Origin of the sequence: Cupriavidus sp. CuC1, from assembly GCF_044627735.1 — a bacterium.
Lineage (GTDB): Bacteria > Pseudomonadota > Gammaproteobacteria > Burkholderiales > Burkholderiaceae > Cupriavidus > Cupriavidus ulmosensis.
In genome coordinates, this window is sequence record NZ_JBIUHC010000107.1 from 1 (window position 1) to 23,409 (window position 23,409).

The following is a 23,409-nucleotide window of genomic DNA, read 5'->3' on the forward strand; positions in this document are numbered from 1 at the left end:
TACCGATCGCGAGCACGAGACCGAATAAGGAAAGCGCGTTAATCGAGAAGCCGAACAGATGCATCAACCCGAACGTTTACAGACAGCTGGAGATCGTTGCCAGCGGTCGATGGCGATGCGCCGATCACGCCGGCGGCTACCTGTACGTTCTGTTCTCGAATGGCCTTGACGACGTCGCTTGCCGTGAGTCCCCGCTCAGCGGTCTTGGCCGGATCGAGCCAGACGCGCATGGAATAGTCGCCTGAGCCCAGCAGCAGCACTTGGCCAACGTCGCGTATCCGTGCAAGCCTGTCCTTGACATTGATTGGCGCGTAATTGCGTAGATATGTCGTGTCGTATCGGTTGTTTGGCGACACCAGATGGATGACCACAGTCAGGTCCGAGGCGCTCTTGACGGTCGTAACACCGAGTCGGCGGACATCTTCGGGCAGGCGTGGCTCGGCCTGTGCTACTCGATTCTGGACAAGCTGTTGTGCTTTGTCTGGGTCCTTGCCCAGTTTGAATGTGACAGTCAATGTCAATTGGCCGTCGCTATTCGACTGCGAGGACATGTAGAGCATGTCCTCGACACCGTTGATCTGCTCTTCCAGCGGCGTCGCCACCGTCTCGGCGATGACCTTCGGATTGGCCCCTGGGAACTGCGCCTTGACAACCACCGCCGGCGGCATCACCTCTGGATATTCCGACACAAGAAACCGGAAGATGGCGATCGCACCGATTAGAAAGATCAGCGCGGAAAGCACGCAAAGGCTGTGGGTGTGCTCAGCAAGGATCGAGATAGTCTGCTGGCGTTCTACGACTTCCCAGCCGAGCACTGGCACAGGACAACGAGACATGAGTGGGGAGTGGCCAAAAGCGGGGGGGCAAATCTGTCAGGAAGAGAGAGTATTGGCTCTTGACATCATCGGAGAACCTTCATGCGCATCTCGATCCAGGCATGCATTGAAGGGGAGGGAACGCAGCTGTACGGCTTTCGGCAAGGCCAGGCTGCGAAGTCCGCGGTTTTACTCATACTGCAGCGCATGCGGTTTCTGCTCGAGCGACAAGGGCACGCTTTCGCCGCTGGCGCAGGCGTTGCCGCAACGCGTACATCCCTAGTGGAGCTGGCTCCAGTGTCGGAACGCCAGCGTCCTGTCATGTCGCTTGGCGCAGATCTTTCTGCGCGATGCGTTTCCGCGCGGGCGGCAACTTCCGAGTTCGAGCGTCAAAGAGAATGTGAGGAGCGTGGGGCAACGCCTGGAGCAGGAAGCGCAGTGCGCGGCGATGGTGGCTGCAGTGGGTACCACGCCTTCTTGGCGACCGCGTCTGAGCGGTCCACTGGCTGCGCTGCAGATCGATGCGGGCTACATCAAGGCGCCGCGTCAGCTCGACGGGACGCGATGGATTCCAGTCGTCGCATCCAAGCCAATTCGACCCGAGACGCCTCATACCCAGGCGCATGCCTATGCAACTGGGCATGCGATTTGAGCACCTCTTGATGTCGCTCCCAGGCTTGCGCGGCATCGGTGCGTACTCGACGAGGATGGGCGACTCTGCGTAGCAGCAGTCCTCCCATTGCGATATAGACCATGGCCTCGGACACATAAGGACGCAGCTTGTAGTCCCTGACAAGGCGATGCCAGCGAATCCTTGAGTCTTCAAACAAGGCTCTTAAGGAAGCGGCTTCTTGGAAAAAGCTTGGACAGCGCCACTTCTGCTGGTATTGACGAAGTGTTGGGAAGAATCTATTGTTGGTACAGACATCCCGTTTTGAACGGGTCGAAACGCTTTCGGCACGGCGCGTGGCCGATTACTCACTCCTTGGCTCTCCCTGATCAATCGTTTTAGGAAGAGATAGTTTCTCCCCTCGCTTTGGGGATCACGATATCCCGGAAGGCGTTTCGGCCAAATGGGAAGGACTTGTCCTTTGTGCTGCGGGAGTGTGACATGCGATGCCGGCCGGTAGTGTGTACGTGGATCCCGCTGCTTCTGTTGGGATGTGCGCTTTCCTCGTGCTCCCGGCAAGCGGGTCCACCTCCGGCGCCGCCTGCACCCAAGGTCTCTGTCGCGCAGCCGATCGGGCGGACGGTGGTTGACTTCGATGAGTTCAACGGCCGTGTGGACGCGGTAGAAACGGTCCAGCTACGGGCCCGCGTGTCCGGCTACCTGCAGAAAGTCAATTTCCACGAAGGCGAGATCGTCAAGCAGGGCGATGTGCTGGTCACGCCGGATCGCGAGCCGTTCGGCGTGGAGATGGAACGCCTGGCCGCGGAAGTACGCCGCGCGACTTCGGCCCTTGCGCTGGCGCGCAACAACCAGGAGCGCGGCGAGCGGCTCGTGGCCACCAACGCCATCTCGCAGGAAGAATTCGACACCATCAGCAAGCAAAGGGACCAGAGCGAGGCCAACCTCGCCGCCGCCCGGGCGAGCCTGCGCTCGGCCCAGCTCAACTACGAGTACACCCAGGTGCGCGCGCCTATCACGGGCCGCGTGGGCCGGGCGCTGGTCACGCAGGGCAACCTGATCACCGGCGGCCTAGCCAATGGCACCCTGCTGACCACGATCGTCAGCCAGGACCCCATCTACGTTCTATTCGATGCCGACGAGAACGCCTTCCTGCGCTATGAAAAGCTCGCGGTGGCAGGCACGCGTACGAGCGGTCGGGAGGACAAGAAGAAGGTGCTGCTTGCGCTCGGCGACGAGACTGAGTTCACGCGTGAAGGCGTCATGGATTTTGTCGATAACCGTATCGACCCGGGCACGGGCACCATCAAGGCGCGCGGCGTATTCGAGAACAAGGCGGGCCGCATTCTCACGCCGGGCATGTTCGCCCGCATCAGGCTGCCGGGCAGCGGCGAGTACGCCGCGCTGCTGATCGAGGACCGCGCGGTGATGACCGACCTGGGGCGCCGTATCGTCTTCACAGTCGATGCCAGCAATACCGTGGTCGTGAAACCGGTAGAGATCGGGCCGATGAACCAGGGCCTGCGCATTGTCCGCTCGGGCCTGGGCAAGGACGACCTGGTCATCGTGGATGGCCTGCAGCGTGCCAGGCCAGGCGTCAAGGTGACCCCGACCAAGGGCGCCATGCAACCGCTCAAGCTGGTCGTTGCCCAGCCGGGCCCCGGTGACCAGGCCAAATAGGGGAGGCCATGCGCTTCGGCCATTTCTTCATCGATCGGCCCGTGTTTGCCTGGGTCATCGCGATCATGACGGTGGTGGTCGGGATCGTGGCGATGCTGCGCCTGCCAATCACGCAGTATCCCGACATTGCGCCGCCGACGGTCAGCATTACCACGTCCTATCCCGGTGCCAATGCCTCGGTTGTCGCGGAGACCGTGGCGCAGCCGATCGAGGAGCAGGTCAACGGCGTGGAAGACATGCTGTACATGTCCTCGACGGCCACCAACAGCGGCGGCCTGACCATCACGGTGACTTTCCGCTCCGGTACCGACGTGGACCGTGCGCAGGTGCTGGTGCAGAACCGCGTCGCGCTGGCGCAGCCGCGGCTGCCGCCGGAAGTGGTGCGCCAGGGCATCGACGTGCGCAAGCGCTCGCCGGACCTTGCCACCGTGTTCTTCCTCTATTCGCCGAAGGGTACGTACGACGTTGCCTACCTCAGCAACTATGCGCTGCTGCAGATCCGCGACGAACTGGCGCGGATACGGGGCGTGGGCGATGTGCAGTTGTTTGGCGCGCGGGAGTACTCCATCCGCGTGTGGCTCGATCCGGCCAAGGTCTCCGCGCGGGACCTGACGCCCTCCGACGTGGCCACCGCCATCCGCGAGCAAAACGTGCAGGTAGCGGCGGGCCGGCTCGGCCAGGCGCCGAAGGCCAGGGCCGACAACAGCTTCGAGCTGGTGCTGACGGTGGAGGGCCGCCTCACCGATGCCACGGAGTTCGCCGACATCGTGCTCAAGACCGGCGCCGACGGGCAGGTGGTGCGGCTGCGCGATGTCGCGCGCGTGGAGCTGGGGGCCAGGGACTACGGCCGGTTCTCGCTGTTCTCCGGCAAGAACGCCATCGCCATTCCAACCTACTTCACCCCGGGCGCCAATGCGCTCGAGACGCACAAGGCGATGATCGCCAAGATGGAATCGCTCAAGGCCGCCTTCCCAAACGATATTGCCTACGACGTCTACGATACGATTCCTTTTATCGAGCAATCCATCGAGGCCGTGATCCACACCCTGCTGGAAGCCATCGTGCTGGTGGTCCTGGTGGTGGTGGTGTTCCTGCAAACCTGGCGGGCCTCTCTGATCCCGCTGCTGGCCGTGCCGGTATCGTTGGTCGGCACGTTCGCCGCGATGGCCGCGTTCGGCTTCGGTCTTAACAGCCTCACGCTGTTCGGCCTGGTGCTGGCGATCGGCATCGTGGTGGACGATTCCATCGTGGTGGTGGAGAACATGGAGCGGCACCTGGCGGAGGGCATGGATGCCAAGCAAGCCGCTTACCGGACGGTTGACGAAGTCGGCGTGGCGGTCATCGGCATTGCCGTGGTGCTCACCGCCGTGTTCGTGCCGTCGGCTTTCATCACCGGCATCAGCGGCGAGTTCTACCGGCAGTTCGCCATCACGCTGGCGGTCGCCGAGCTGATTTCCGCCTTTAATTCGCTGACCCTGGCACCGGCCCTGGGAGCCATGCTGCTGCGCCCGCACGGCGCCAAGAAAGACTTCGTCCAGCGCGGCATCGACGGCGCGTTCGGCTGGTTCTTCACCCGCTTCAATAAAATCTTCGACAAGGCGGGCAACGGTTACGGCAGCCTTTCCGGCAAGCTGATCCGCATGCCGCTGTTGATCGCCGTGTTGTATCTGGGGCTGGTGGCGCTGACCGCGCTTGGCTTTAAATCCGTGCCCAACGGCTTCGTGCCGACGCAGGATAAGGGCTACTTCGTCGTCGCGGTCAAGCTGCCGGACGGCGCGTCGCTGGACCGTACATCGGTACTGATGCGCCAGGCATCCGACGCGCTGCTGAAGATTCCGGGCGTGATCAAGGTGCCCATGTTTGCCGGCGTGGACATCTTCAACGGGTTCAGCGATTCGAGCAGCGCCGGGGTGCTGTTCCCGATCCTGGGCGAGTTCGAGAACCGCGCGGGCAAGGCCCAGTCCGCCGATGCCATCCGCGCCGACGCAATGCGCACGCTGTCCACAATTACCGGCGCCTTTATCGCGGCCTTCCCGCCGCCGCCGGTGAGCGGCATCGGCAATGTCGGCGGCCTCAAGCTGCAGGTGCAAGACCGCGGCGCGGAGGGCCTGCAGGCGCTGCAGAAGGCCACCGACGGGCTGATCGGCAAGGTCGCCACCGAGCCGGGGTTCGCGGGGGCCTTCACCACCTTCCGCAACAGCGTGCCCACCATTCGCCTGGACGTGGACCGCACCAAGGCAAAGTCCCAGGACGTGCCGCTCGCCAATGTCTTCGACTCGCTGCAGGCCTACCTGGGCTCGCTTTACGTCAATGATTTCACGCGGTTCGGCCGCAACTACCGGGTCTACCTCCAGGCCGACGCCGAATACCGCATGGAGCCCGAGCAGGTGGGCCAGCTCCGTACCCGCAATATGCGCGGCGACATGCTACCGCTGAGCACGCTGGTGACGGCGCGCGTGGACAGCGGACCCGAGGTGGTGAACCACTACAACATGTACACCTCTGCCGATATCAACGCGGTGACGCTGCCGACGACCTCCAGCGGCCAGGGCATTGCCGCGATCGAGCGGCTGGCCAAGGAAAACCTGCCCGCCGGGTTTTCCATCGAATGGACCGAGCTGGCCCTGCAGGAAAAACTGGCCGGCAACAGCGCGCTGTTCATCTTTCCGCTAAGCGTGCTGATCGTCTACCTTGCGCTCGCGGCCTTGTATGAAAGCTGGGCGATTCCGATTGCCATCGTGCTGGTCGCGCCGCTGTCGCTGCTGGCGTCGATCGGCGCGGTGTGGCTTGCGGGCGGAGACAACAATATCTTCACGCAGATCGGTTTCCTGGTGCTGCTCGCGCTGGGCGCCAAGAATGCAATCCTCATCGTGGAATTCGCCCGCCAGCTCGAGGTGGACGGCACGGCCACGTTCGAGGCTGCCGTGGAGGCGGCCAAGCTGCGGCTAAGGCCGATCCTGATGACTTCCTTTGCGTTTATCTTTGGCGTGCTGCCACTGGTAACGTCCAAAGGCGCCGGAGCAGAGATGCGCAAGGCGCTCGGCATCGGGGTGTTCGGGGGGATGATCGGGGTGACCATATTCAGCCTGGTGCTGACACCGGTGGTGTATGTGGCGATACGACGGCTATCGGCTCGCCGCAGCAAGCCTTCGGCGCCAACCGTTCCTGCTGCGCCAGCGGAGGAGGGTGGTCATGGCTAGCGCGCGACGCACGGGTTGCGCATTGGCGCTGGCCAGCGCGCTGGTGTCGGCCCTGCCCGGCTGCGCCGTCGGCCCGGATTACAAGCAGCCGGACACGCCATTGCCCGAGCTGTTGATCAGCGCGCCAGATGCATCGGTGGCCGGACTGCCCGAGGTCCGCTGGTGGGATAGCCTCGGCGACCCCACGCTGACCCGCCTGATCGAGCAAGCCGTGCGCAGGAGCCCTTCGATCAGGATTGCGCAAGCGCGTATCGACGAGGCACGGGCCAATTACCGGATCTTCTTCTACGATTATTTCCCGCATGGCCGGGTGGAGGCTTCGTTCGAACGACAGGAGCAGTCGACGGCCACGCTGTCGCCGGGGCAGCCGCGGATCGGCAATTTCTATTCGGTTGCCGCCACCGCCAACTGGGAAATCGACGTGGTCGGACGTACCCGCCGCTCGGTGGAAGGGGCAGCGGCGCGCGTGCAAGCGAGCGAGGCCAGCCTGCACGATGTCCAGGTTTCCCTCATCGCGGAGGTAGCCAGGAGCTACGTGACGCTGCGCGGCTCGCAGCGGCGCTTCCTGCTAGCGGTGCAGAACGCGCAGACCCAGAGGGAGACGCTGCAGCTCACCCAGAACCGCCTGGAGGCCGGGCGCGGGAATGCGCTGGACGTGGCGCGCGCGCAGTCCCAGTTCGACTTCACCATGGCTTCGGTGCCGCTGCTTGAGATTCTAATCGAGCAGTCCCGCAACCGCCTGGCCGTGCTGACCGACCGCTTTCCCGAGGAGCGCGACGAGACGCTGCTGGCAACGGCGCCGATCCCCGAGACGCCGCCCACATTGAATATCCCGCCACCCCGGGATCTGCTGCGGCGCCGTCCCGACGTACGTGTCGCGGAACGGACGCTGGCGGCATTTACCGCCGATATCGGCGTGGCAACCGCCGATCTCTATCCGCAGATATCGGTGTCGGCGCTGGCGGGCTATGTATCTCCGGTTTTCTCGGGCATCGGGCAGTCGCGCTATGACACCTTCACGATCGTGCCGGGTATTCGCTGGGCCTTGTTCGACCTGCATACCGTGCGCGCACGCATCCAGGCGTCGGACGCCCGGCAGCAGGGCGCCCTGGCGAGCTTCGAGCGAATCGTGCTCGGCGCGCTCGAAGATGCCGAGAATTCGCTATACGGCTACGGCAGGCAACTGGCGCGGCGGCGCTCGCTGGAATCCAACGCGCAGGCGGCGGATCGCGCCGCGGTGCTGGCGCGCCAGCGCTATCGGGACGGCGCGGCCAGCTTCCTGGACGTGCTGGATTCCGAGCGGTCCCTGCTGACCGCGCAGGACCAGCTGGCGCAGACGCAGCAGGACACGGCGCTGGCGCTGGTGGCGGTGTTCACGTCGTTCGGCGGCGGGTGGGAAGCCTTCGAGGTGGGAAAGGATGGCGTGTCAGATTCAAGCACTGCATTACCGCACCAGCCGTCAGAGACGGCGCCAGGCTCGGAGGGCAAGCCGAGCTTCGCGCGCTGAATTTCATTCCTGCAGACTGCATCCGGGTTGGGCTAGCACTCGCGCTACCAGCGAATCTGCTGGCTTCTGATCCATTGTTCGCTGCATGCCGATCCAGATCGTTTTGGCGCCGGGTTCGCCATCACTCTTGCGCCCAAGGAATCCGCCCAGAGAGGCCACCAGGCGAATCATCTGATTGAGCGTAACTGGTGTCTTTGCTGGTGCGAAACTGGGCCATCGAGGACGCGCCTCCGTTGCTTTCCGTTTGTGTCATTAGATGACGCTACTTGCTCGCTCGTTCCGGGCGCGCAAAAGCTGGAATCAGAGTGGCTGAGCGGAGGGAAGTGCTGATCAATGAGGGTTGCGCTTGATGTTGCACAAGCCAGTGACTTCGGTTTTCGCAAAGCGGGAGAAATAGATCGATTCAAGCCGGTTTTTCTCTCATTTCGCGCCCTTCCCGGCGCGCTTTGCGCACTCAGGACGGACTGCTCCCCTGCAACGCCAACAACGGCTTTTTTGCCAGCACCAGATTCGCCAGACCAAACAAGCTGAACAACTGCGCTGTGTTCTTGAACAGGCCTTTGTAGCGAACCTTGCGGTGACCAAATAGATTCTTGACGACGTGGAACGGATGCTCGACCCGCGCCCGAATCTTGGCCTTGTTCCGCTCGACGGCGACCAGCAAGTCCTTGATTGCGCCGTCGCGCATTGCCTTAATCTTGCCGCGCTTGACAGCCACCTGCCACTTCACGGACTTGCCTTGCATCTCGTCGCGCTTCTCCACGCCCGTGTAGCCCGCATCACCAAATGCATGGTCTTCGTGGCCATGCAGCAGGGCATGCGCCGGCGATACATCCGACTCGTTCGCCGCGGTGCCCACTACGCCGGTATCACCCAGATGGAGTCGTTTCTATATCCTGGATGCGAAGAACCGGCCTGTCCAGGTGTTGGACCAGGGCGAGTGGTCGCCCTGGATGGCTGAAAACGAACTGATTTTCCGCCGCACGCTGATGAAAGACTGCGGCGTCGTGGTCAGTACCCGCTTCCGCGGGGTGTCCGAGCGAGCACCTTGGGGACACACCGCTGTTCGTGACTCGTGTTGTTGGGAAGGTGGCGGAAGAAAATGAGAGCTATGGAGCCCGCACGCTTGATGAGGCGCTGGAGCAACATGAACAGCTAGTGCAGAAACTCATTCGCGCATTGCGCGCCGCTCATCGCTAGCTAGATTGAGCTGGGATCTGAGTCCGCGCGACGGCGTTCGGAATCCATATCCGCTTGCCTCGAGGCATTCCTGCCGCCCATAGCAAAACGGCGCACGTGAGCGGTACGCCGTTGGAAAATTCCCAATCTCGTTGGAAATTCCGCATCATGAAACGGGATGCTTTCCGTAAGCATGTTCCCCGACCGTAATAAGAGCACGGCCAGCGGGAAAGGTCGCGGTGCTAGCGCTTCCACCCGGTCGGATATGTGGCGGCGCAGCAGACAGTGCAGCCGCAGGTGTAGAGATGGCAAGCTGTGGCTGCCGGCGCAACCCATAAGCCGCCGGCAGGGCAGGGCGGTGGCCCTGCGCGGCATGAGGTCCGGTGCGATGACAGAAGCCGAATCGTACGATCTGCTTCGCGCGCCGGCCCCGGCTTCAGATGCCGAGAAAGCGTCGGCCAACATCCGGATCCTGGCGAAGAGCCTCACCGCTGCCAGCCATGACGAGTTGCCCGGCCACCAGCACATAGCCTACGTCGGCGAACTCCAGTCCCTTGCGGGCATTCTGCTCGACCAGGATGATGGTCTTGCCGGCCGCATCGCGCAGTTCGGAGAGGATCTCGAACACCATGTCGATATTGCGCGGCGAGAGCCCGATCGAGGGCTCATCCACCAGCAGAACCTCAGGTTCCATCATCAGGGCGCGGGCAATCTCCAGCAGCCGGCGTTCACCGCCGGACAGCACGTTCGCGCGTTGGCTGCGGCGGTGTCCCAGCGCCGGATACCGGGTGCAGATGCGGTCCGCCGCGGCAGCGGCCTGGTGGCGGAGCGGCATTCGGTATCCGCCCATCAACAGGTTTTCCAGCACCGTCATGTCCGGAAAGATCGAGCTGTCCTGCAGCACATAGGCCATGCGCGCCGCTTCCAGTTTCTGCTGCGGTGGCAGGCTGGTAATGTCGTGGCCGTTGATGCGGATGGTGCCGGCCATGACGCGGGCTAGGCCGTAGATGGCGTGCAGCACGGTCGACTTGCCTGCGCCGTTAGGTCCGATGAGGCACAGCGAACGTCCGCGCCCGGCGCGCAGGCTGAAGCCATGCAGGATCTCCATATACCCGTAGCCGGCGACCAGATGGTCGACCTCGACCATCGGGGCGCTGCCGGCAAGTGCTTCAAGCTGTGCCAGGGTCGGCGGTGCCCGGGGCACGGCGGCCGCGATATCAGCTTCGGCAGGGGTGACAGACGGACTGATCATGGCTACACCCCAAGATAGGCCTCGATCACGCTGCGATCGGCGAGAATCCGCTCCGGCGGACCCTCGGCAAGCAGCGCGCCATTGGCCAGGCAATAGACGTAGCTGGCCAGGCCCTGGATGACCTGCATGTTGTGCTCGATCACCAGCAGCGCAATGCCGCGCTGCGCCTGGATGCGCCGAAGCAAGTCGACCATGCCGTGGATCATGACGGGGTTGATGCCCGCGGTGGGCTCGTCCAGCAACAACAGGCTCGGCTCGTTCATCAACGCCATGGCGAGTTCCAGGAGCTTCTGCTGGCCGAAGGACAGATTGCCGGCGCGGTCCGGCTCGCGCGCCTGCAGGCCCGCAAAGCGCAGGCAGTCGCGCGCGCGCGCCATCACACTTGCCGGTGGCCGGCGACAGAGCGCGGCTAGCCCTTCGTGCCCGCGCGGCACACTGACCAGCAGATTCTGCAGGCAGTTCATATTGGCAAACACGCGGGTCTGCTGGAACGTGCGCGCGATCCCGAGTCGCGCGATCTCGGCTACGCGCAGGTGCGAAATCTCCTTGCCGTCGAAAAGCACCGAGCCGTCGTCAATGGAATGGTTCCCCGCGATGGAATTGAACAGGGTCGTCTTGCCGGAGCCGTTCGGGCCGATCAGCCCGACGATCTCGCCGCGCGGTATCTGCAACGAGATGGCACGGTTGGCCACCACGCCGCCAAAGCGCTTGGTGACATTGCGCACAGCCAGCAGCGTGCTCATGACAGCAGACTCCCCGCGGCCCCATGGCCAGGCTCGCGCCTGTGCGCGGGCAGCGCACCCAGGATGCCGTCCGGGAAGAACACTACGATCAGCACGATCAGCATTCCCAGCGCGACGCGCTGCCACCCGAGCAGGTACGTCCAGAACAGCTCCTGCGTCACGTGGAACAGCACGGCCCCGATGACTGGCCCGTAGAGTGTGCCACGGCCGCCGAGGATCGCCATGACTACCATCCACACGCCAAAGGTGGAACTGGCAAACGCGAGCTCGCGGGGATCGATAAAGCCTACGAGGTTGCCGGCCAGCGCACCGGCCATGCCGAGGAAGAAGGCGCTGACGCACCAGGCGAGGATCTTGTAGCGCGTGGTGCGCAGCCCGAGCGCCTCGGCCTTGTCTTCGTCATCGCGGATGGCGTTGAGCGCCAGCCCGAACGGGCGCGCATAAAGCCAGCGCAATAGCAGCAGCGTAGCCAGCGCGAGCGCGAGCATCGCGTAATAGAAGACCATCTGGCGCGTGCCGGGGGAGCCTGGAAACACAGGCACCACCATGCCCGACCCCGCACCGATAAACGACCATCCGGCCGCGCCGTCGGCAAAGGCGATGCCGAGTCCGAGCGTGCCGATGGCAAAGTAGTGCCCGCGCAATGCCAGTATGGCGGGGCCGAGCGCCAGCGCCAGCGCCACGGCAGCCAGCGCGGCGAGGGCGACGCCCGCCGCCAGCGCCGGAAAATAGGTGAGGCCAGTGTCGCGTTGGATCACCGCGCACACATAGGCGCCCACTCCAAAGAAAACGATATTGCCGAATGAGTTGTATCCCATCTGGCCGCCCATGATGTCCCAGCTCAGCGCAAACAGGACCATCAACCAGAGGAACGTCACCTGCGCGGTAATGGCGGGCACCAGCCACGGTACTTGCAACGCGCCCACGGCGACCGCAGCGATCAGCGCAAACCGGAGGGTGCCGGACTTCATTTCAGGTACCTGCGCTGCCTGCGCAATGCAAGGTTGCGGGACACCAGGATCACCACCAGCAATGCATAGAGGAAGGCGGTCTGGTACTGCGTGCCGAGCAGGAACCCGGCATAGTTCTCAGCGATACCCAGCCCACCGGCTGCAAGCAGCACCGGCAGCAGCCTGCCGAGGCCCGCGACCACCACGATCATGAATGCGCGCACGGTGTATGGGAGCCCGAGGTAGGGATGGATGAACCATGTCATCGCGACCAGCCCGCCGGCGGCGCCGCAAATGGCCGCGTTCAGCGCGAAGATGATGGCGTAGACGCGATCGGCGTCAACGCCCAACACACGTGCGGCACGCGCATTCTGCGCGGTGGCGCGAATCGCCTGGCCCGCGCGCGAATACCGCAGGAACAGCGCCAGCGCTCCGCCGAGCAGCAGCGCGGCGGCAAAGGCGATCAGCCTGAGGCCTGCCACCGTTACCCGCCCGCCCATCAGGGCCACATTGCGCAGTCCGGATTCCAACGTGCGCACATCGGCGCCGAAGAGTTCATTGGCCAACTGCTGCATTAGGATGCTGAGGCCGAAGGTGACCAGCACGGAGACGAACAGGTCGTGCTCGATGATGCGGAATATGACCAGCCGGTAGAGACCCCATCCCACCACGAACATCACCGCTGCGGCCACGGGCACCGCCAGCAGCGCCGGCACGCCCTGCGCGGACAGCAGGATGACCGCGTATCCCCCCAGCATGACCAGTTCGCCTTGCGCCACGTTGATGATGTTCATGACGCCCCATACCAGCGCCATGCCGTAGGCCGCCAGCGCAAACACGGCGCCCGCGAGCAGGCCGTCGATGACCAGCTGCAGGTTGATTTCTGGGGAATGGAGGAGGATCGCCAAGTCGGACATCGACGCCGTACCGTCGTCATCGGGGTGCGCCGCCCGCTCACTTGCGGTGCGCCCAGTCGGGAGAGGGGAAGATCATGCGGGACGACGCCCATCTGCTTGGCGCAACCACCTTGTACTTGCCGTCCTGCACCTGGTACAGGACCATGGACTTGACAATGTTCTTGCCGCTCTTGTCGAACCGGATCGGCCCATAGAAGGTCATCAGGTCTGTGCGGGCCAGTGCCTCGCGAACCTTCTCCGTATCGAACGACCCCGCGCGTTCGAAGGCATCGGCAAAGGCAAGCACGGAAGCACTGGACTCAGCCGCCTGGTAGGGCGGCTCGTAGTGGTACTCCTGCTCGAACATGCGCGCATACTGCTCGGCCGATCCGAACCAGCGGTCGGTGTACGTGAGCGAGCGGTCCCACTGCGACCCGCACACGGCGAACTCGGCCTTGGCCCCGAATTTCTCGATGATCTGCGCCGAGTCGCAATGCGTCAGAGCGAGCATCGGCACATCGATCTGCATTTCAGCGACCTGGCGCACCGCCAGCACTGCGCCTTTTTCATGTCCGGACACGACGAGGATGTCAGGCTTGAGCGCGCGCACCTTGGCCAGTGTTGCCGCCATGTCATTGAGTTCCGGCGGCAGTTTGTCGTCGATCACCACGCGCATGCCAAGCCGCTTGACGTCCTCGGCCACGCCGTCGCGCACGTCTTGCGAGAAGTTGTCGTTCTCGACAGCGATTGCCACCGTCATGTCTTTCGGCGCCTTGCCGATGTTCCTGGCCTGCTCGGCTGCCAAGGTGATGGCCGAGCGAAGATAGTAGTCCGAGGTATTGAGCACCGCGAACATATAGCGATAGCCCTGCGTGAACAGGTCGCGGTCGGCGCCGTTGCCCTCGACCATCGGGATGCGATGCTTCTCGGTGATCGGCGCGATGGCCTTGGTGAGGCCGGAGCTATATGGGCCGAGCACAAACGTGATGCCATCCTGGCTGATCAGCCGTTCGGCTAGTTGGGCGCCCCGGGCTGATGTCGACTCGTCATCGTAGTAGATGACCTTCAACTGGTAAGCCTTGCCGCCGACCTTGACTCCACCCATCGCGTTGATGCGCTTGACGGCCAGCGCGTAGCCGTTCTCGGTGTTCTTGCCGTTGGTCGCATACTTGCCCGTCAGCGACACCGCAGCGCCCAGGACAACAGTGTCGCCCTCGACCTTTGCTTGCGCTGGTGGTGCCGGTGCAAGGCCGATGGCGGCCGCGGCCAGCAGCGCCGCATGGGTGCGGGGAGCGCGGGCATCCATCCGGAAATGCGATATCAATGCAGCGCTCATGTCGTACTACCTCGCTATGTGTAGCATAGGCGAGAATCATGGCCGCAGTGCAGCATGGGCAACTGCACAGACTGCCTGCATCGCATCGCCATGTGATGAAACGTACGCGCGTCACAGGCGTGCCGCATTCGCCGCGCTGACAATCGCGCGTACCGGCATTCTATTCGTCCAGCAGTCGGGCATTCCATGGGGAGATGATGCCCAAGGAAGTGGGCTGTAGGTCCGGAATGAGTTGCTGCTGGCGTTTGCACGCAGAAGGCCTCACCCCTGAGCGGCCTGAAAATAATTGTAAGTACAACGATTGATCCGGCAATCGAGCTTACGATCGCACTGGGAAGGCGCTTTTGGCCGATTTACCCGGTGGCTGCGGTGGTGTCCGAGGCAGCTCAACCGGGAGCAATGGATTCCAGTCGTCGCGCGCAGGTATGCGAACGACCAGTGGATTTAAGGCGGCCCCCGGCGTATGCAAGGTGAGGTGTCAGAGCTGGCGAGCTCGCGCGAGTCTTCGGAGGCGCGTTTGTCGTCGATTTGGACGCGTCAGTTCAACGTCTTTTTCTGGCCGAACTGAGCCGTCGATCCGATTGCGAACCTATGCCTTCGTAAGGCTTGTGGCAAGGGCAGGGGAGTTACTGCCTTGATTGCAGCAACGAAACGGACCGTGGCCAGGCCTGGAAGGCCGGCAGCTCATACAGGTTGTCGAGGTAGGCGCCGAATTCGGGCGCGTCCAGCGGAAGCAGGCACGAGAAGCCGGCCGGCTCATCGTCCACGCAAGAGCAACGAGTTGCTATTCAGTGCCCATCTCCTCATCTTGCCTCAATCGATGACGATGATCTTGTCCGCTGATGCGGAGCGGAATGCGCAATTAGGCCGCGCTGAACAAACTCTACGAAATGGTTCGCTAATCGCTTCACCGTGCGAGGTAGGACGCGATTGGAGGGTACCTGGCTGGCCAGGACCACAGCGCGGTCGGCTAGCAAGAACTCTGGGGGCCTTGCAAGGTGCTCAGTTCTCACACTTGCTTGCTATCGAGGAAGCGTCCTGCGGCGACCGGAGCAGCGTTCGACGTCTGTACACCGGTTCCTTGCAGCCACAGGTTTGACCTACGTCGGGAAGCGGGGGGGGCGTCTCGAGCAGCGCTAATTCAAGCAGGTGCGCGCAACGCAAGATTTAACGGGTCCACGGCTTGTGCCCAGTCTGCGCCCTCGTCAAATTCGTCGTGCAGCAAGGTTGCCTGGGCCGGCGTCCAGAATGGTGTTTCCCAAAGATTGATGTCTTGCGGTAGCGGCGAATGCTTCGCAACGAACGCAGGGATGTCCGTTTTGTTGGATGGCAAGCCGAGCTGGGCTAACAGGTCGGAAAGCTGGTGAAATGGGGTGTCCATGGGAAACGTCTGGGAAGCAGGGTTTTGGCGGATGAAAGTGCCGCCGTAGGACTGCGCTTTTTTACAAGAGAGCGGCGCTCGCGTTTGCGGGCTGTTCCCCCCAACTATGCATAGCCCGCGCAATCAGCGCGCAAACACCGAGCGTGCCAGAGACAACGCCCAGTGACGAAGACGTGTGGGCGTGTGCATTAAAGCCGGTAAGGAATGCAAACGCCGCCATTTCCCACTTCGTGGCGATCTTCTTATCGTGTGTCATTTTTCAGTGAGCCGTGGCGGCGTTGCAGCTGAAGGTTGTATGGCGCCGACAACTACAGGAAGCGTTCGGCGCAGACTGGGGGCGTTTAGTACTCGATCACCGGCGCATGCACGGGCGCGATCGACTCGTGCGTGGTTGCAGTACGTTGTGCGGCCTTGTGGACCATCGTGTAGGCGTAGTCCACGCCCATGCCGTAGGCGCCCGAGTGTTCCTTGACCAGTTTCATCACCGCGTCGTAGGTGTCGCGGTGGGCCCAGTCGCGCTGCCATTCGAGCAGCACTTGCTGCCAGGTCACCGGCACCACGCCCGCCTGCACCATGCGCTGCATGGCGTAGTCGTGCGCTTCCTTGCTGGTGCCGCCGGAGGCATCGGCCACCATGTAGATCTCGTAGTCGCTGTCGTGCATCGCGGACAGCGCGAAGGTGGTATTGCAGACTTCGGTCCACAGGCCTGCCACGACGATTTTCTTGCGGCCATTAGCGGCCAGCGCGTCGCGCACCTTTTGGTCATCCCAGGAATTCATCGAAGTGCGCTCCAGCGTTTCCTTGCCGGGGAACACGTCCAGGATCTCTGGGTAGGTATAGCCGGAGAACGACTCGCTCTCTACCGTGGTGATGGTTGTTGGCACGTCGAAGATCTTGGCCGCCTTGGCCAGGCCCACGACGTTGTTCTTCATGGTCTGGCGGTCCATCGACTGCACGCCAAAGGCCATCTGAGGCTGATGGTCGATGATGATCAGTTGGCTGTTGCGCGGGGTCAGGACTTGCAGTTTAGCGTTCGACATGATTTCTCTCCAAAAAATTTGATTCAACGATTTGAGTTTTATCTGGCAGCGATTTGCTTCGTTGCGCAGCTGCGCTGTCCATGTGCAGAACTATACCGACCGCCACATTCCAGAGAGCGGCCTATCTCTGTAATAGTTATTCAAAATAATTGAATGTCGTTCGTTGAGGCGAGAGAGGACTCTGTCCTAGTGGGTCCATCGCCCTTGGAAGAAGCGCCACATGAGTTCCGCGGCCTCGAGCGCCATCGGCTGGTAAGTGCGTACCTTGTTTAGGTCGCTGGGTAACCAGCCGTTTGTTGAAAATTGCCGCGCGACCGATATAGCGCGACAAATAGGGAGCACTCCTTCAGGTCTTGTTCATTGGCATGGGCCGCTGCTTGGAGCCGGGCCCGACTGGTTGCCAGCCATTATCTGGCCCAAGCCGAGCACAAAATGACAATAGAGCGCACACGCGTTCAAGCCAAAGGGCTGGTGTAACACTACATTGCTGTCGGGCGCGCCGTATCTCCCCACATGGAGCCTGCGGGTGATTCGCGCCTCTGATGTCGACGCTACGTGGAGGCCCTACCGTGAATGCTGTACTACCGATGCGCGACGAATCAGCGCAGGACGACGCGATGGTCCTTGTTGTTGATGATGACTTGCAGGTGCGGAACGCGCTGGGAAGCCTATTCCGTTCAGTCGGCATTCAAGTCGTGCTGCTCGGCTCCGCGGCCGAGCTTTTTGCCTTCGGCTTCCCAGATGCGCTTTGCTGCGTAGTTCTAGATGTGCGCCTGAAGGGGCAAAGCGGCTTGGATGTGCAAGCCCGCATGGCAGAGCTCGGTATTCATATTCCCATCATCTTCATGACCGGCTATGGGGACATTCCGATGACGGTTGCTGCTATGAAGGCGGGAGCAGAACACTTTCTTTCCAAGCCGTTCCGTGAACAGGAACTGCTCGATGCCGTCACGGAGGCACTAGAAAAGGAGTGCTTGCGACGTGAGCGCATGCGCCGATTGGCTGCAGTGCGCGACTGCTTCCGTTCCCTGACACCGCGGGAGAGTGAGGTCATGGCGTATGCCGCATCAGGTTTGACAAACAAGGAGATTGCCGTCGCAATGTGCATCAGCGTGGTGACTGTCAAAGTTCATCGATGCCAGGCTATGCGAAAAATGAGGGCTCGGAGTTTCGCCGATCTGGTGCTACTTGCGCAAACTCTCGGTCTCGTGCTGCTTCCCTCTGAGTCCGAAGCTGATGAGCAGCCTGCTATCCGGCTGCAGCCTCGACAGCTTGGAACCGCAACCCTAGCGTAGGGACGGCATCGGGCAGCGTGCAGAGGACGAAGGTCATGTAAGGACGTCTCATCGATCCACTGCACGACACACTCACGATGGAGGAGAGTCCATCTTGCGAGGACGTAATGCTTTTTCGATGCATTGGATCATGTCCGTGTCCTGGAAGGGCTTGTAAAGGACGCACGTCGCACCCAATGCCATGGCACGCTGATCAAATCCCTCATGCGCAAATGCAGTCATGAAAATGACAGGCATATCGAGATTGCGTGCGCGCAGCGCCTCTATCAAAGCGAAGCCGTCCATGCCGGGCATTTTCGCGTCTGTGATAACACAGGACAGCCAAGGCAGCGAAGTGCACCGCAGTAGCTCTTGACCGCTTCCGAACAATTGCACGCCAAGATCGAGCGAACGCAGCAACCCCCCCACGGCATTTCGGACGGCCGCATCGTCGTCAACTATTGCGATCGTGGCGCGAGCTATCACACTGACTCCTTGTATACGCGTTGAGCGCTGGCAATGCTCTGCTGGAAGAGTAACGCCAAACCGGTGCATACCCTATCATACGATGGTATTGCCGATCCCTCGGGTGCACGTTCCACGCTACGTTGCGATGAAGTCACGCTGGCCAGGAAAATCAGTCCCCCCGCGATAGTGAGCCAGCCAGCTATTCTGTCCGATTCATACCAAGGTATTACATGCATGGCTGCTTCGAAATGGCACCGCATATTCAAAAGTCCTTGTGGGTGCGGGCGACCCCGGGACCGTTTGATGATTGATGGTTGATGGTTGATGGTTGATGGCGCTATTGGGATTGTCGATACTGCAGTAGTAGGGGAGCAGCGTCGCTTCCTTAGCCTGCAGTCGGCCTGCTTGCCCGCAGTGACGCGTTATCTTGCTGAAATGCTCGAAGGCACGAGACTTTGCTTGGCTTGGTGCCGCCAGCAGTTCGATCGCAGACCGCAGGCGAGTGCCAGTCCGCGCGCACTGCGGACAGACTGTCGCCGCCTATTGCCGCGTGGGCCTAATCCGGGCAGCAACTTCTACACCGGCTATCTACGCTATCGCTTTTGAAGATAAGCTTCCCCCGACTCGATCATGCAGCCTCGTTGAGCCGGGGGAAGTTCTCAAGGCTCGATCAGCGGTGATCTTCTGCCGATTGCAAGCTATGTAGCGTAGGAAGGCGAGGGCGTCTCGAATTCACTCGTCTGCCAATTCACTTCTGAAGGCTGTTTGCGCCATTGCGCCAAGTCAATAGACTGAGCGCCGTCAGCAATACGGCTGGCAGCATGACACACCAGATCGAAAGCATCGAATAGCCAAGGGCGCCGAGAGCGGCGCCCGATGCGAAACCCGCGAGCGCCGGTACCATCTTTTTGAGCCGGCCGCGTATGGCTGTGCGTTCCGCCTCAGATGCGGATGGTAAATCCACCAAGTCAATGATAATTTGCGTGGTATTTCCCGTCATGATCGTAGTGGGGCCAAGGTCTGACAAAGACGTCCTGGACAGTGAGTTCTGAATACCCATGGCCACTACGGCAAGCATGCTGGCGCCGACGGCCGCCGGCGTACCCGGATCAGAAATGGGAGAGGCGTGGAGTCCGGCAATTATGAAGAGAACCAGCGCCGCGGCCTCGGCAAATAGCAACAGCGAGGGTGCCGATTGTTTGTCCCGTACGATGCGTGACTCGGTCAGCCTGGCGGCAGCAACCGCCAAGGCAAAAGTCGGCAGCGCAAGCAGTTTGGCGAGCAGGCCCGTCGAATCACCGGCGATGTCGACGCCGATCATCACGAAGTTTCCTGTCACGTGCGCCGTAAATAGGCCGAATAGTGAAATGAAGCCGACCACGTCTACATAGCCAGCGACGAAGGCTAGGATGCAGCCGAACGCCGGTCCTGAAAGATCGGCGCGGCGGCCCGTGTCAGGAAGCTGTGTGGGTGTCAATGCGGTCTCCCACGAGGGTTGGTCAGCGGACGGTCAGAAGCTGTGCCGCATCGCAATGGCGAACGTCTGCGGGTCGGCGCCAGCCCTGATGCCGATGTTATTGATGGCGAAGTCATAGGTCGCGTTGCTGCGGTTGTTGATGCGGCTGTAGTAAGCGTATAGCGCAGTTCGCTTGGAAAGGGGATAGTCATAGCCGACAGTTACCTGAAATGCGCCGGTTTCCGAACCACTGCGGACGGATCCAATCGTTTCTGTAGCCGTGCCAGTGCCATTGCCGACAAAGGCGAAGCCGGCGCGTATGCTACCGGTGCCAAGCTGCTGTATCAGCGAGACATAGTAGCCATCGCGCGTAAGGTCTCCAGTGGCGGTGCGATAGTGCAGGCGTTCATACAGGGCACTGACGCGCGTCGACGGGAACTGGTAGGAAATTCCTGCCTTGATTGCGTCGTCGTTGCGTCCGCTGGTCTGATAGTGCTGGTGGATTTCATAGGCAAGCGTCAGGCTCAGGTTGCCGTGGTCATAGGCGGTGGCAAAGGAATACATCGCTGGATTGCGCGGCACCGTTGTCTTTTCTTCCGGCAATCCCCAGGCAATGGCGCCGCTCAAGCCGTGCCACGTCGGCGACTGGTAGTGCAATGAGTTCTTCTGCCGTCGATCAAATGAGCTGGTGTTCTGGACATTGTCGCTGGTAGACGCAGCGCCATTGCCTATCAGTGCCATGTAACCCGCAGTGGTGGGGTAATACGGGTCGTAGCTCTTGGTCGCACTTGTGTATGGTGTGTCCCAGTTGCCCATGAAGAGGGTGCCGTACGGGCTCTGAAGGCCGAGCCGGGTATCTCGCGCGGCAATTTGCCCCGTGCCGTTGTCAATCGACAGGGCACTTTCGATTTGCCAGATCGCCTTGATCCCATTGGCCAATTGTTCCTCGCCCCGCATGCCAAACACGGAGCGGTTATTCGTGAGGCGCGCCGTATTGCCTAATCTGGTGCCGTCGGTTGCGGTGGTCACGGTCACATACTCGATTGCTGTGTTCAGCCGACCATAGATCGCGACATTGTTGTCCGCCACGGCAGGTGCCGCGGCCGCGGACAAGGACGCTGCCAAGGCGACGTAGATGCGCCGGGGCACGATTGCGTTAGTACGGCTGGTAAGTGCTTCGGGCTGGTTTCGGAAACGACTCATGGCGTTACTGGTTCCCTTATTTGCTACGCGCGCGGAGGGATGCCGACGGATCAACGGTCGTGTCCGCATTGGGCGGTGTACCCGTAATCTTCGGGACGCATTCGCCGCGGAACCATGCAATGGTTACTGGCTCTCCAGCCAGCATGCGCTTGACCGGCGGCACGACCTGCTCGCCAATCAGCATGCCCAGCAGCCCGATCAAAGCAATTGCGGGCGGCGCAGGCGAGCGGACCTGTATCAATGCATAGATGATGCCGACCAGGATGCCGGCGCCAAGGGAGATGAGATAGAGCTTCATATGAGACAAGGTTGGAAAGGGGGGAAATCGGTGCGACGCTACGCCGGCGGCAGGCCCAGTCCGAGCAGGTGCCGCACCTGCGGCGGCTTGGCGCCCACGTGGAAATCTGCCACGTCGCGTTGCAGATCGGCATCGGCATTGGGCACCCGCTGGTGCTGGCGGAGGTGCTCGGCCCACGACTCGACCAGGAACCACTCGGTCAGTAGTTCGGGGTTGGCCGGATCTTCCATCACGCCCCAGTTGAACGCGCCGTCGCGCAGACGCTCTTCCGACAGCTTGTGCACCGCATGCAGGAACGCATCGCGGTTGGCGGGGGGGATGCAATATTCGATCAGGATCATCACCGGACCACGGTCGTGCGCGATCTCGCCGGCCATCTCCGGTTCGGGCCAGTGACGTGCGGGACCGAGGTCTTCTTCGCCGCGAGGCAGCCGCATGCGGTTCAGGATCAGCGCGGTAACGACCAGTCCCGCCGCGGCAATCAGCAACGCGTGCGGCGTCCCCAATGCTTGCGCCACGAAGCCCCAGAGCAGGCTGCCGCCAGCCAGCGCGCCGTTGAACACCATCTGGTACACCGCCAGCGCGCGACCACGCACCCAGTTCGGCAGGATCGCCTGCGCCGCGCCGCCGAGCGTGGTCAGCGCCATGATCCACGCGGCGCCGAGCAGCAACAGTAGCGGCAATGCCAGCCATATGGGTGGTGCGCTCGACAGCGCCGCCATGACGACCGCCGTGACGATCGCGGACAACAGCACCATGCCATCTGCATCGAGCCGCTGCTGCAGCTTGGACATCGTCAGCGCGCCAAGGATCGCGCCGGCGCCGACTGCGCCCAGCAACACACCATAGAGGCCGGCACCGCCATGCAACAGCTGACGGGCTACCAGCGGCAACAACGCCCATACGCCGCTGCCGAAGGCAAAATGCACGGCGGCGCGCGCCAATACTACGTGCAGCTTGCTGTGCGCGCGCGTGAAGCGTAAGCCTGCCCGGAAAGCGCTGAAGAAGTGCTCGCGCAGCGGATCGCTTGGTTGTTCGGGACGCTTCCACCAGATCAGCGCAGCGATGACGAACACATAGCTGAGCAGGTCTGCGCTATACGCGGCAGCCGCGCCGAATGCTGCGAGCAGTAGACCCCCGGTAGCCGGTCCAATCGCACGGGCGACGTTCACGCCCAGCGAGTTCAGTGCTACGGCCTGTCGTAGCGTGCTCGGCGGCACGAGCTCGGGCACGATCGACTGCCACGTCGGCCCCATCATCGCCGCGCCCACACCGCCGACGAACGCCAGTGCAATCAGGATTTCGATTGTCAGCGCCTGGCGCCACGCCAGCAGCATCAGCGTGCCGCTGACCATGGCCAGTCCGATCTGGATCACAATCAGGAAGCGGCGCCGGTCGAGGATGTCGGAGAGCACACCGGCCGGAATCACAAGCAGGAAGACGGGGAGCGTGGCGGCCGCCTGGATCGTGGCGACCGCTGCCGGTGAAGTGGAAAGATCGGTTGCCAGCCATGCGCTGGCCACATCGCGCATGAAGCTGCCGATGTTACCGAGGATCGTGGCCACCCACAGTACCGCGAACGTGGGCTGGGCCAGCGGGGCAAACGTGCCGCCCGATGCAGGCTTGGCCGCGGAGATGGCAGATTGCGTCATGGTTGTCTCCGCGTGCGAAGGTCATCCCACGCCACGAGCATGAACCCACCCACCAGGCCCAGATGTTCGAAGAACGCGTTAGCCATCATGAACTGCGCCTCGGGCGGTGCGCTCCAAAACCGGTTGGCCAGGAACGTGGCCATCAGCGTGAACGCCGCCAGCGCCAGTGCGCCGAGCCAACGCCAGAAGCCGGTCAGGATCATCGCCGACGCACCAAGCTCCAGCGCAATCGTCGCCCCGGCCAGCGGCACGGCAGGCGACAGGCCGAAGTGCTGCATCTCTGTCACTGCGCTGGAGAAGTCGAACAGCTTGACCAAACCGCCCTGCAGGTAGGCTGCGCACAGCAAAAGCAGGGCGATCCAGCGCAGCCAGCGAGGCAGCCGGTGGGTGTTGTTGCCGGCCGTGGTTAGCGGGGGCGTCGAGATGGTCATGGCCGCTCTCCGATGTGGTC

The 23,409-nt window shown here is 62.2% G+C and carries 18 protein-coding genes and 5 pseudogenes; 6 read left to right on the forward strand and 17 right to left on the reverse strand.

The window, feature by feature from the left end:
• Window positions 1-68: 68 nt before the first annotated feature.
• Window positions 69-779, reverse strand: a pseudogene (locus ACGLHR_RS34725) (efflux RND transporter permease subunit); the annotation flags it as partial.
• Window positions 780-1,143: 364 nt separating this feature from the next.
• Between ACGLHR_RS34725 and ACGLHR_RS34730 the strand changes: the two are divergent.
• A complete protein-coding gene (locus ACGLHR_RS34730; RefSeq protein WP_400099608.1) occupies window positions 1,144-1,467 on the forward strand; it encodes a hypothetical protein in 324 nt (107 codons plus the stop codon).
• Window positions 1,468-1,519: 52 nt separating this feature from the next.
• Here the strand turns inward: ACGLHR_RS34730 and ACGLHR_RS34735 are convergent.
• Window positions 1,520-1,627 (reverse strand): annotated as a pseudogene (locus ACGLHR_RS34735) (IS5/IS1182 family transposase); the annotation flags it as partial.
• 299 nt (window positions 1,628-1,926) lie between these two features.
• Between ACGLHR_RS34735 and ACGLHR_RS34740 the strand changes: the two are divergent.
• The 3 genes from ACGLHR_RS34740 to ACGLHR_RS34750 are packed head-to-tail and all read left to right on the forward strand — an operon-like array spanning window position 1,927 to window position 7,830.
• Complete coding sequence (locus tag ACGLHR_RS34740) at window positions 1,927-3,123, forward strand: efflux RND transporter periplasmic adaptor subunit (protein WP_400099566.1); 1,197 nt, start codon at window positions 1,927-1,929, stop codon at window positions 3,121-3,123.
• Window positions 3,124-3,131: 8 nt separating this feature from the next.
• On the forward strand, window positions 3,132-6,323 hold the full coding sequence (locus tag ACGLHR_RS34745; protein WP_400099568.1) for an efflux RND transporter permease subunit: 3,192 nt from the start codon (window positions 3,132-3,134) through the stop codon (window positions 6,321-6,323).
• Window positions 6,316-7,830 (forward strand): efflux transporter outer membrane subunit, encoded by a 1,515-nt coding sequence (locus ACGLHR_RS34750; protein ID WP_400099570.1) that lies wholly within the window; start codon window positions 6,316-6,318, stop codon window positions 7,828-7,830. The genes ACGLHR_RS34745 and ACGLHR_RS34750 overlap by 8 nt, the downstream gene beginning before the upstream one ends.
• A 3-nt stretch (window positions 7,831-7,833) precedes the next feature.
• On the opposite strand, the pseudogene ACGLHR_RS34755 reads toward ACGLHR_RS34750, so the two are convergent.
• Both ACGLHR_RS34755 and ACGLHR_RS34760 read right to left on the reverse strand, forming a co-directional pair.
• Window positions 7,834-8,034 (reverse strand): annotated as a pseudogene (locus ACGLHR_RS34755) (IS4 family transposase); the annotation flags it as partial.
• A gap of 250 nt (window positions 8,035-8,284) precedes the next feature.
• Window positions 8,285-8,692 (reverse strand): annotated as a pseudogene (locus tag ACGLHR_RS34760) (transposase); the annotation flags it as partial.
• On the opposite strand from ACGLHR_RS34760, the pseudogene ACGLHR_RS34765 reads away from it, so the two are divergent.
• Window positions 8,682-9,030 (forward strand): annotated as a pseudogene (locus ACGLHR_RS34765) (hypothetical protein). The pseudogenes ACGLHR_RS34760 and ACGLHR_RS34765 sit on opposite strands and share 11 nt — an antisense overlap.
• Window positions 9,031-9,445: 415 nt before the next feature.
• On the opposite strand, the gene ACGLHR_RS34770 reads toward ACGLHR_RS34765, so the two are convergent.
• The 7 genes from ACGLHR_RS34770 to ACGLHR_RS34800 all read right to left on the reverse strand — a co-directional run bounded on the left by ACGLHR_RS34770 (window position 9,446) and on the right by ACGLHR_RS34800 (window position 16,607).
• Window positions 9,446-10,261, reverse strand: coding sequence for an ABC transporter ATP-binding protein (locus ACGLHR_RS34770; protein ID WP_400099572.1), 816 nt, complete (start codon window positions 10,259-10,261; stop codon window positions 9,446-9,448).
• A gap of 2 nt (window positions 10,262-10,263) precedes the next feature.
• On the reverse strand, window positions 10,264-11,004 hold the full coding sequence (locus tag ACGLHR_RS34775; RefSeq protein WP_400099574.1) for an ABC transporter ATP-binding protein: 741 nt from the start codon (window positions 11,002-11,004) through the stop codon (window positions 10,264-10,266).
• A complete protein-coding gene (locus tag ACGLHR_RS34780; RefSeq protein WP_400099576.1) occupies window positions 11,001-11,975 on the reverse strand; it encodes a branched-chain amino acid ABC transporter permease in 975 nt (324 codons plus the stop codon). Before ACGLHR_RS34780 ends, ACGLHR_RS34775 begins: the two co-directional genes overlap by 4 nt.
• The gene (locus ACGLHR_RS34785) at window positions 11,972-12,871 is read right to left on the reverse strand and encodes a branched-chain amino acid ABC transporter permease (RefSeq protein ID WP_400099578.1); all 900 of its coding nucleotides are present in this window, start codon (window positions 12,869-12,871) and stop codon (window positions 11,972-11,974) included. Before ACGLHR_RS34785 ends, ACGLHR_RS34780 begins: the two co-directional genes overlap by 4 nt.
• A gap of 37 nt (window positions 12,872-12,908) precedes the next feature.
• Entirely contained in the window at window positions 12,909-14,186 is a 1,278-nt protein-coding gene (locus tag ACGLHR_RS34790; protein ID WP_400099580.1) for an amino acid ABC transporter substrate-binding protein, read from the reverse strand.
• 1,141 nt (window positions 14,187-15,327) lie between these two features.
• Complete coding sequence (locus ACGLHR_RS34795; protein WP_400099581.1) at window positions 15,328-15,567, reverse strand: DUF2789 family protein; 240 nt, start codon at window positions 15,565-15,567, stop codon at window positions 15,328-15,330.
• A gap of 341 nt (window positions 15,568-15,908) precedes the next feature.
• Window positions 15,909-16,607 (reverse strand): hydrolase, encoded by a 699-nt coding sequence (locus tag ACGLHR_RS34800; protein WP_400099583.1) that lies wholly within the window; start codon window positions 16,605-16,607, stop codon window positions 15,909-15,911.
• A gap of 587 nt (window positions 16,608-17,194) precedes the next feature.
• Between ACGLHR_RS34800 and ACGLHR_RS34805 the strand changes: the two genes are divergently transcribed.
• Window positions 17,195-17,902, forward strand: a complete 708-nt coding sequence (locus ACGLHR_RS34805) for a response regulator transcription factor (RefSeq protein ID WP_400099604.1) — start codon at window positions 17,195-17,197, stop codon at window positions 17,900-17,902.
• 72 nt (window positions 17,903-17,974) lie between these two features.
• Here the strand turns inward: ACGLHR_RS34805 and ACGLHR_RS34810 are convergent, their stop codons facing one another.
• The 6 genes from ACGLHR_RS34810 to ACGLHR_RS34835 all read right to left on the reverse strand — a co-directional run bounded on the left by ACGLHR_RS34810 (window position 17,975) and on the right by ACGLHR_RS34835 (window position 23,389).
• Window positions 17,975-18,367, reverse strand: a complete 393-nt coding sequence (locus tag ACGLHR_RS34810) for a response regulator transcription factor (protein WP_400099585.1) — start codon at window positions 18,365-18,367, stop codon at window positions 17,975-17,977.
• A gap of 730 nt (window positions 18,368-19,097) precedes the next feature.
• Entirely contained in the window at window positions 19,098-19,826 is a 729-nt protein-coding gene (locus ACGLHR_RS34815; protein WP_400099587.1) for a YoaK family protein, read from the reverse strand.
• Between the two features lie 33 nt (window positions 19,827-19,859).
• A complete protein-coding gene (locus ACGLHR_RS34820; RefSeq protein ID WP_400099589.1) occupies window positions 19,860-21,008 on the reverse strand; it encodes a porin in 1,149 nt (382 codons plus the stop codon).
• Between the two features lie 16 nt (window positions 21,009-21,024).
• Window positions 21,025-21,306: a XapX domain-containing protein gene (locus tag ACGLHR_RS34825; RefSeq protein ID WP_400099590.1), complete on the reverse strand. Its 282-nt coding sequence runs from the start codon at window positions 21,304-21,306 to the stop codon at window positions 21,025-21,027.
• A 38-nt stretch (window positions 21,307-21,344) separates the two neighbouring features.
• The gene (locus ACGLHR_RS34830; protein WP_400099592.1) at window positions 21,345-22,958 is read right to left on the reverse strand and encodes an MFS transporter; all 1,614 of its coding nucleotides are present in this window, start codon (window positions 22,956-22,958) and stop codon (window positions 21,345-21,347) included.
• Window positions 22,955-23,389, reverse strand: coding sequence for a DoxX family protein (locus tag ACGLHR_RS34835; RefSeq protein WP_400099593.1), 435 nt, complete (start codon window positions 23,387-23,389; stop codon window positions 22,955-22,957). Before ACGLHR_RS34835 ends, ACGLHR_RS34830 begins: the two co-directional genes overlap by 4 nt.
• Window positions 23,390-23,409 lie beyond the last annotated feature (20 nt).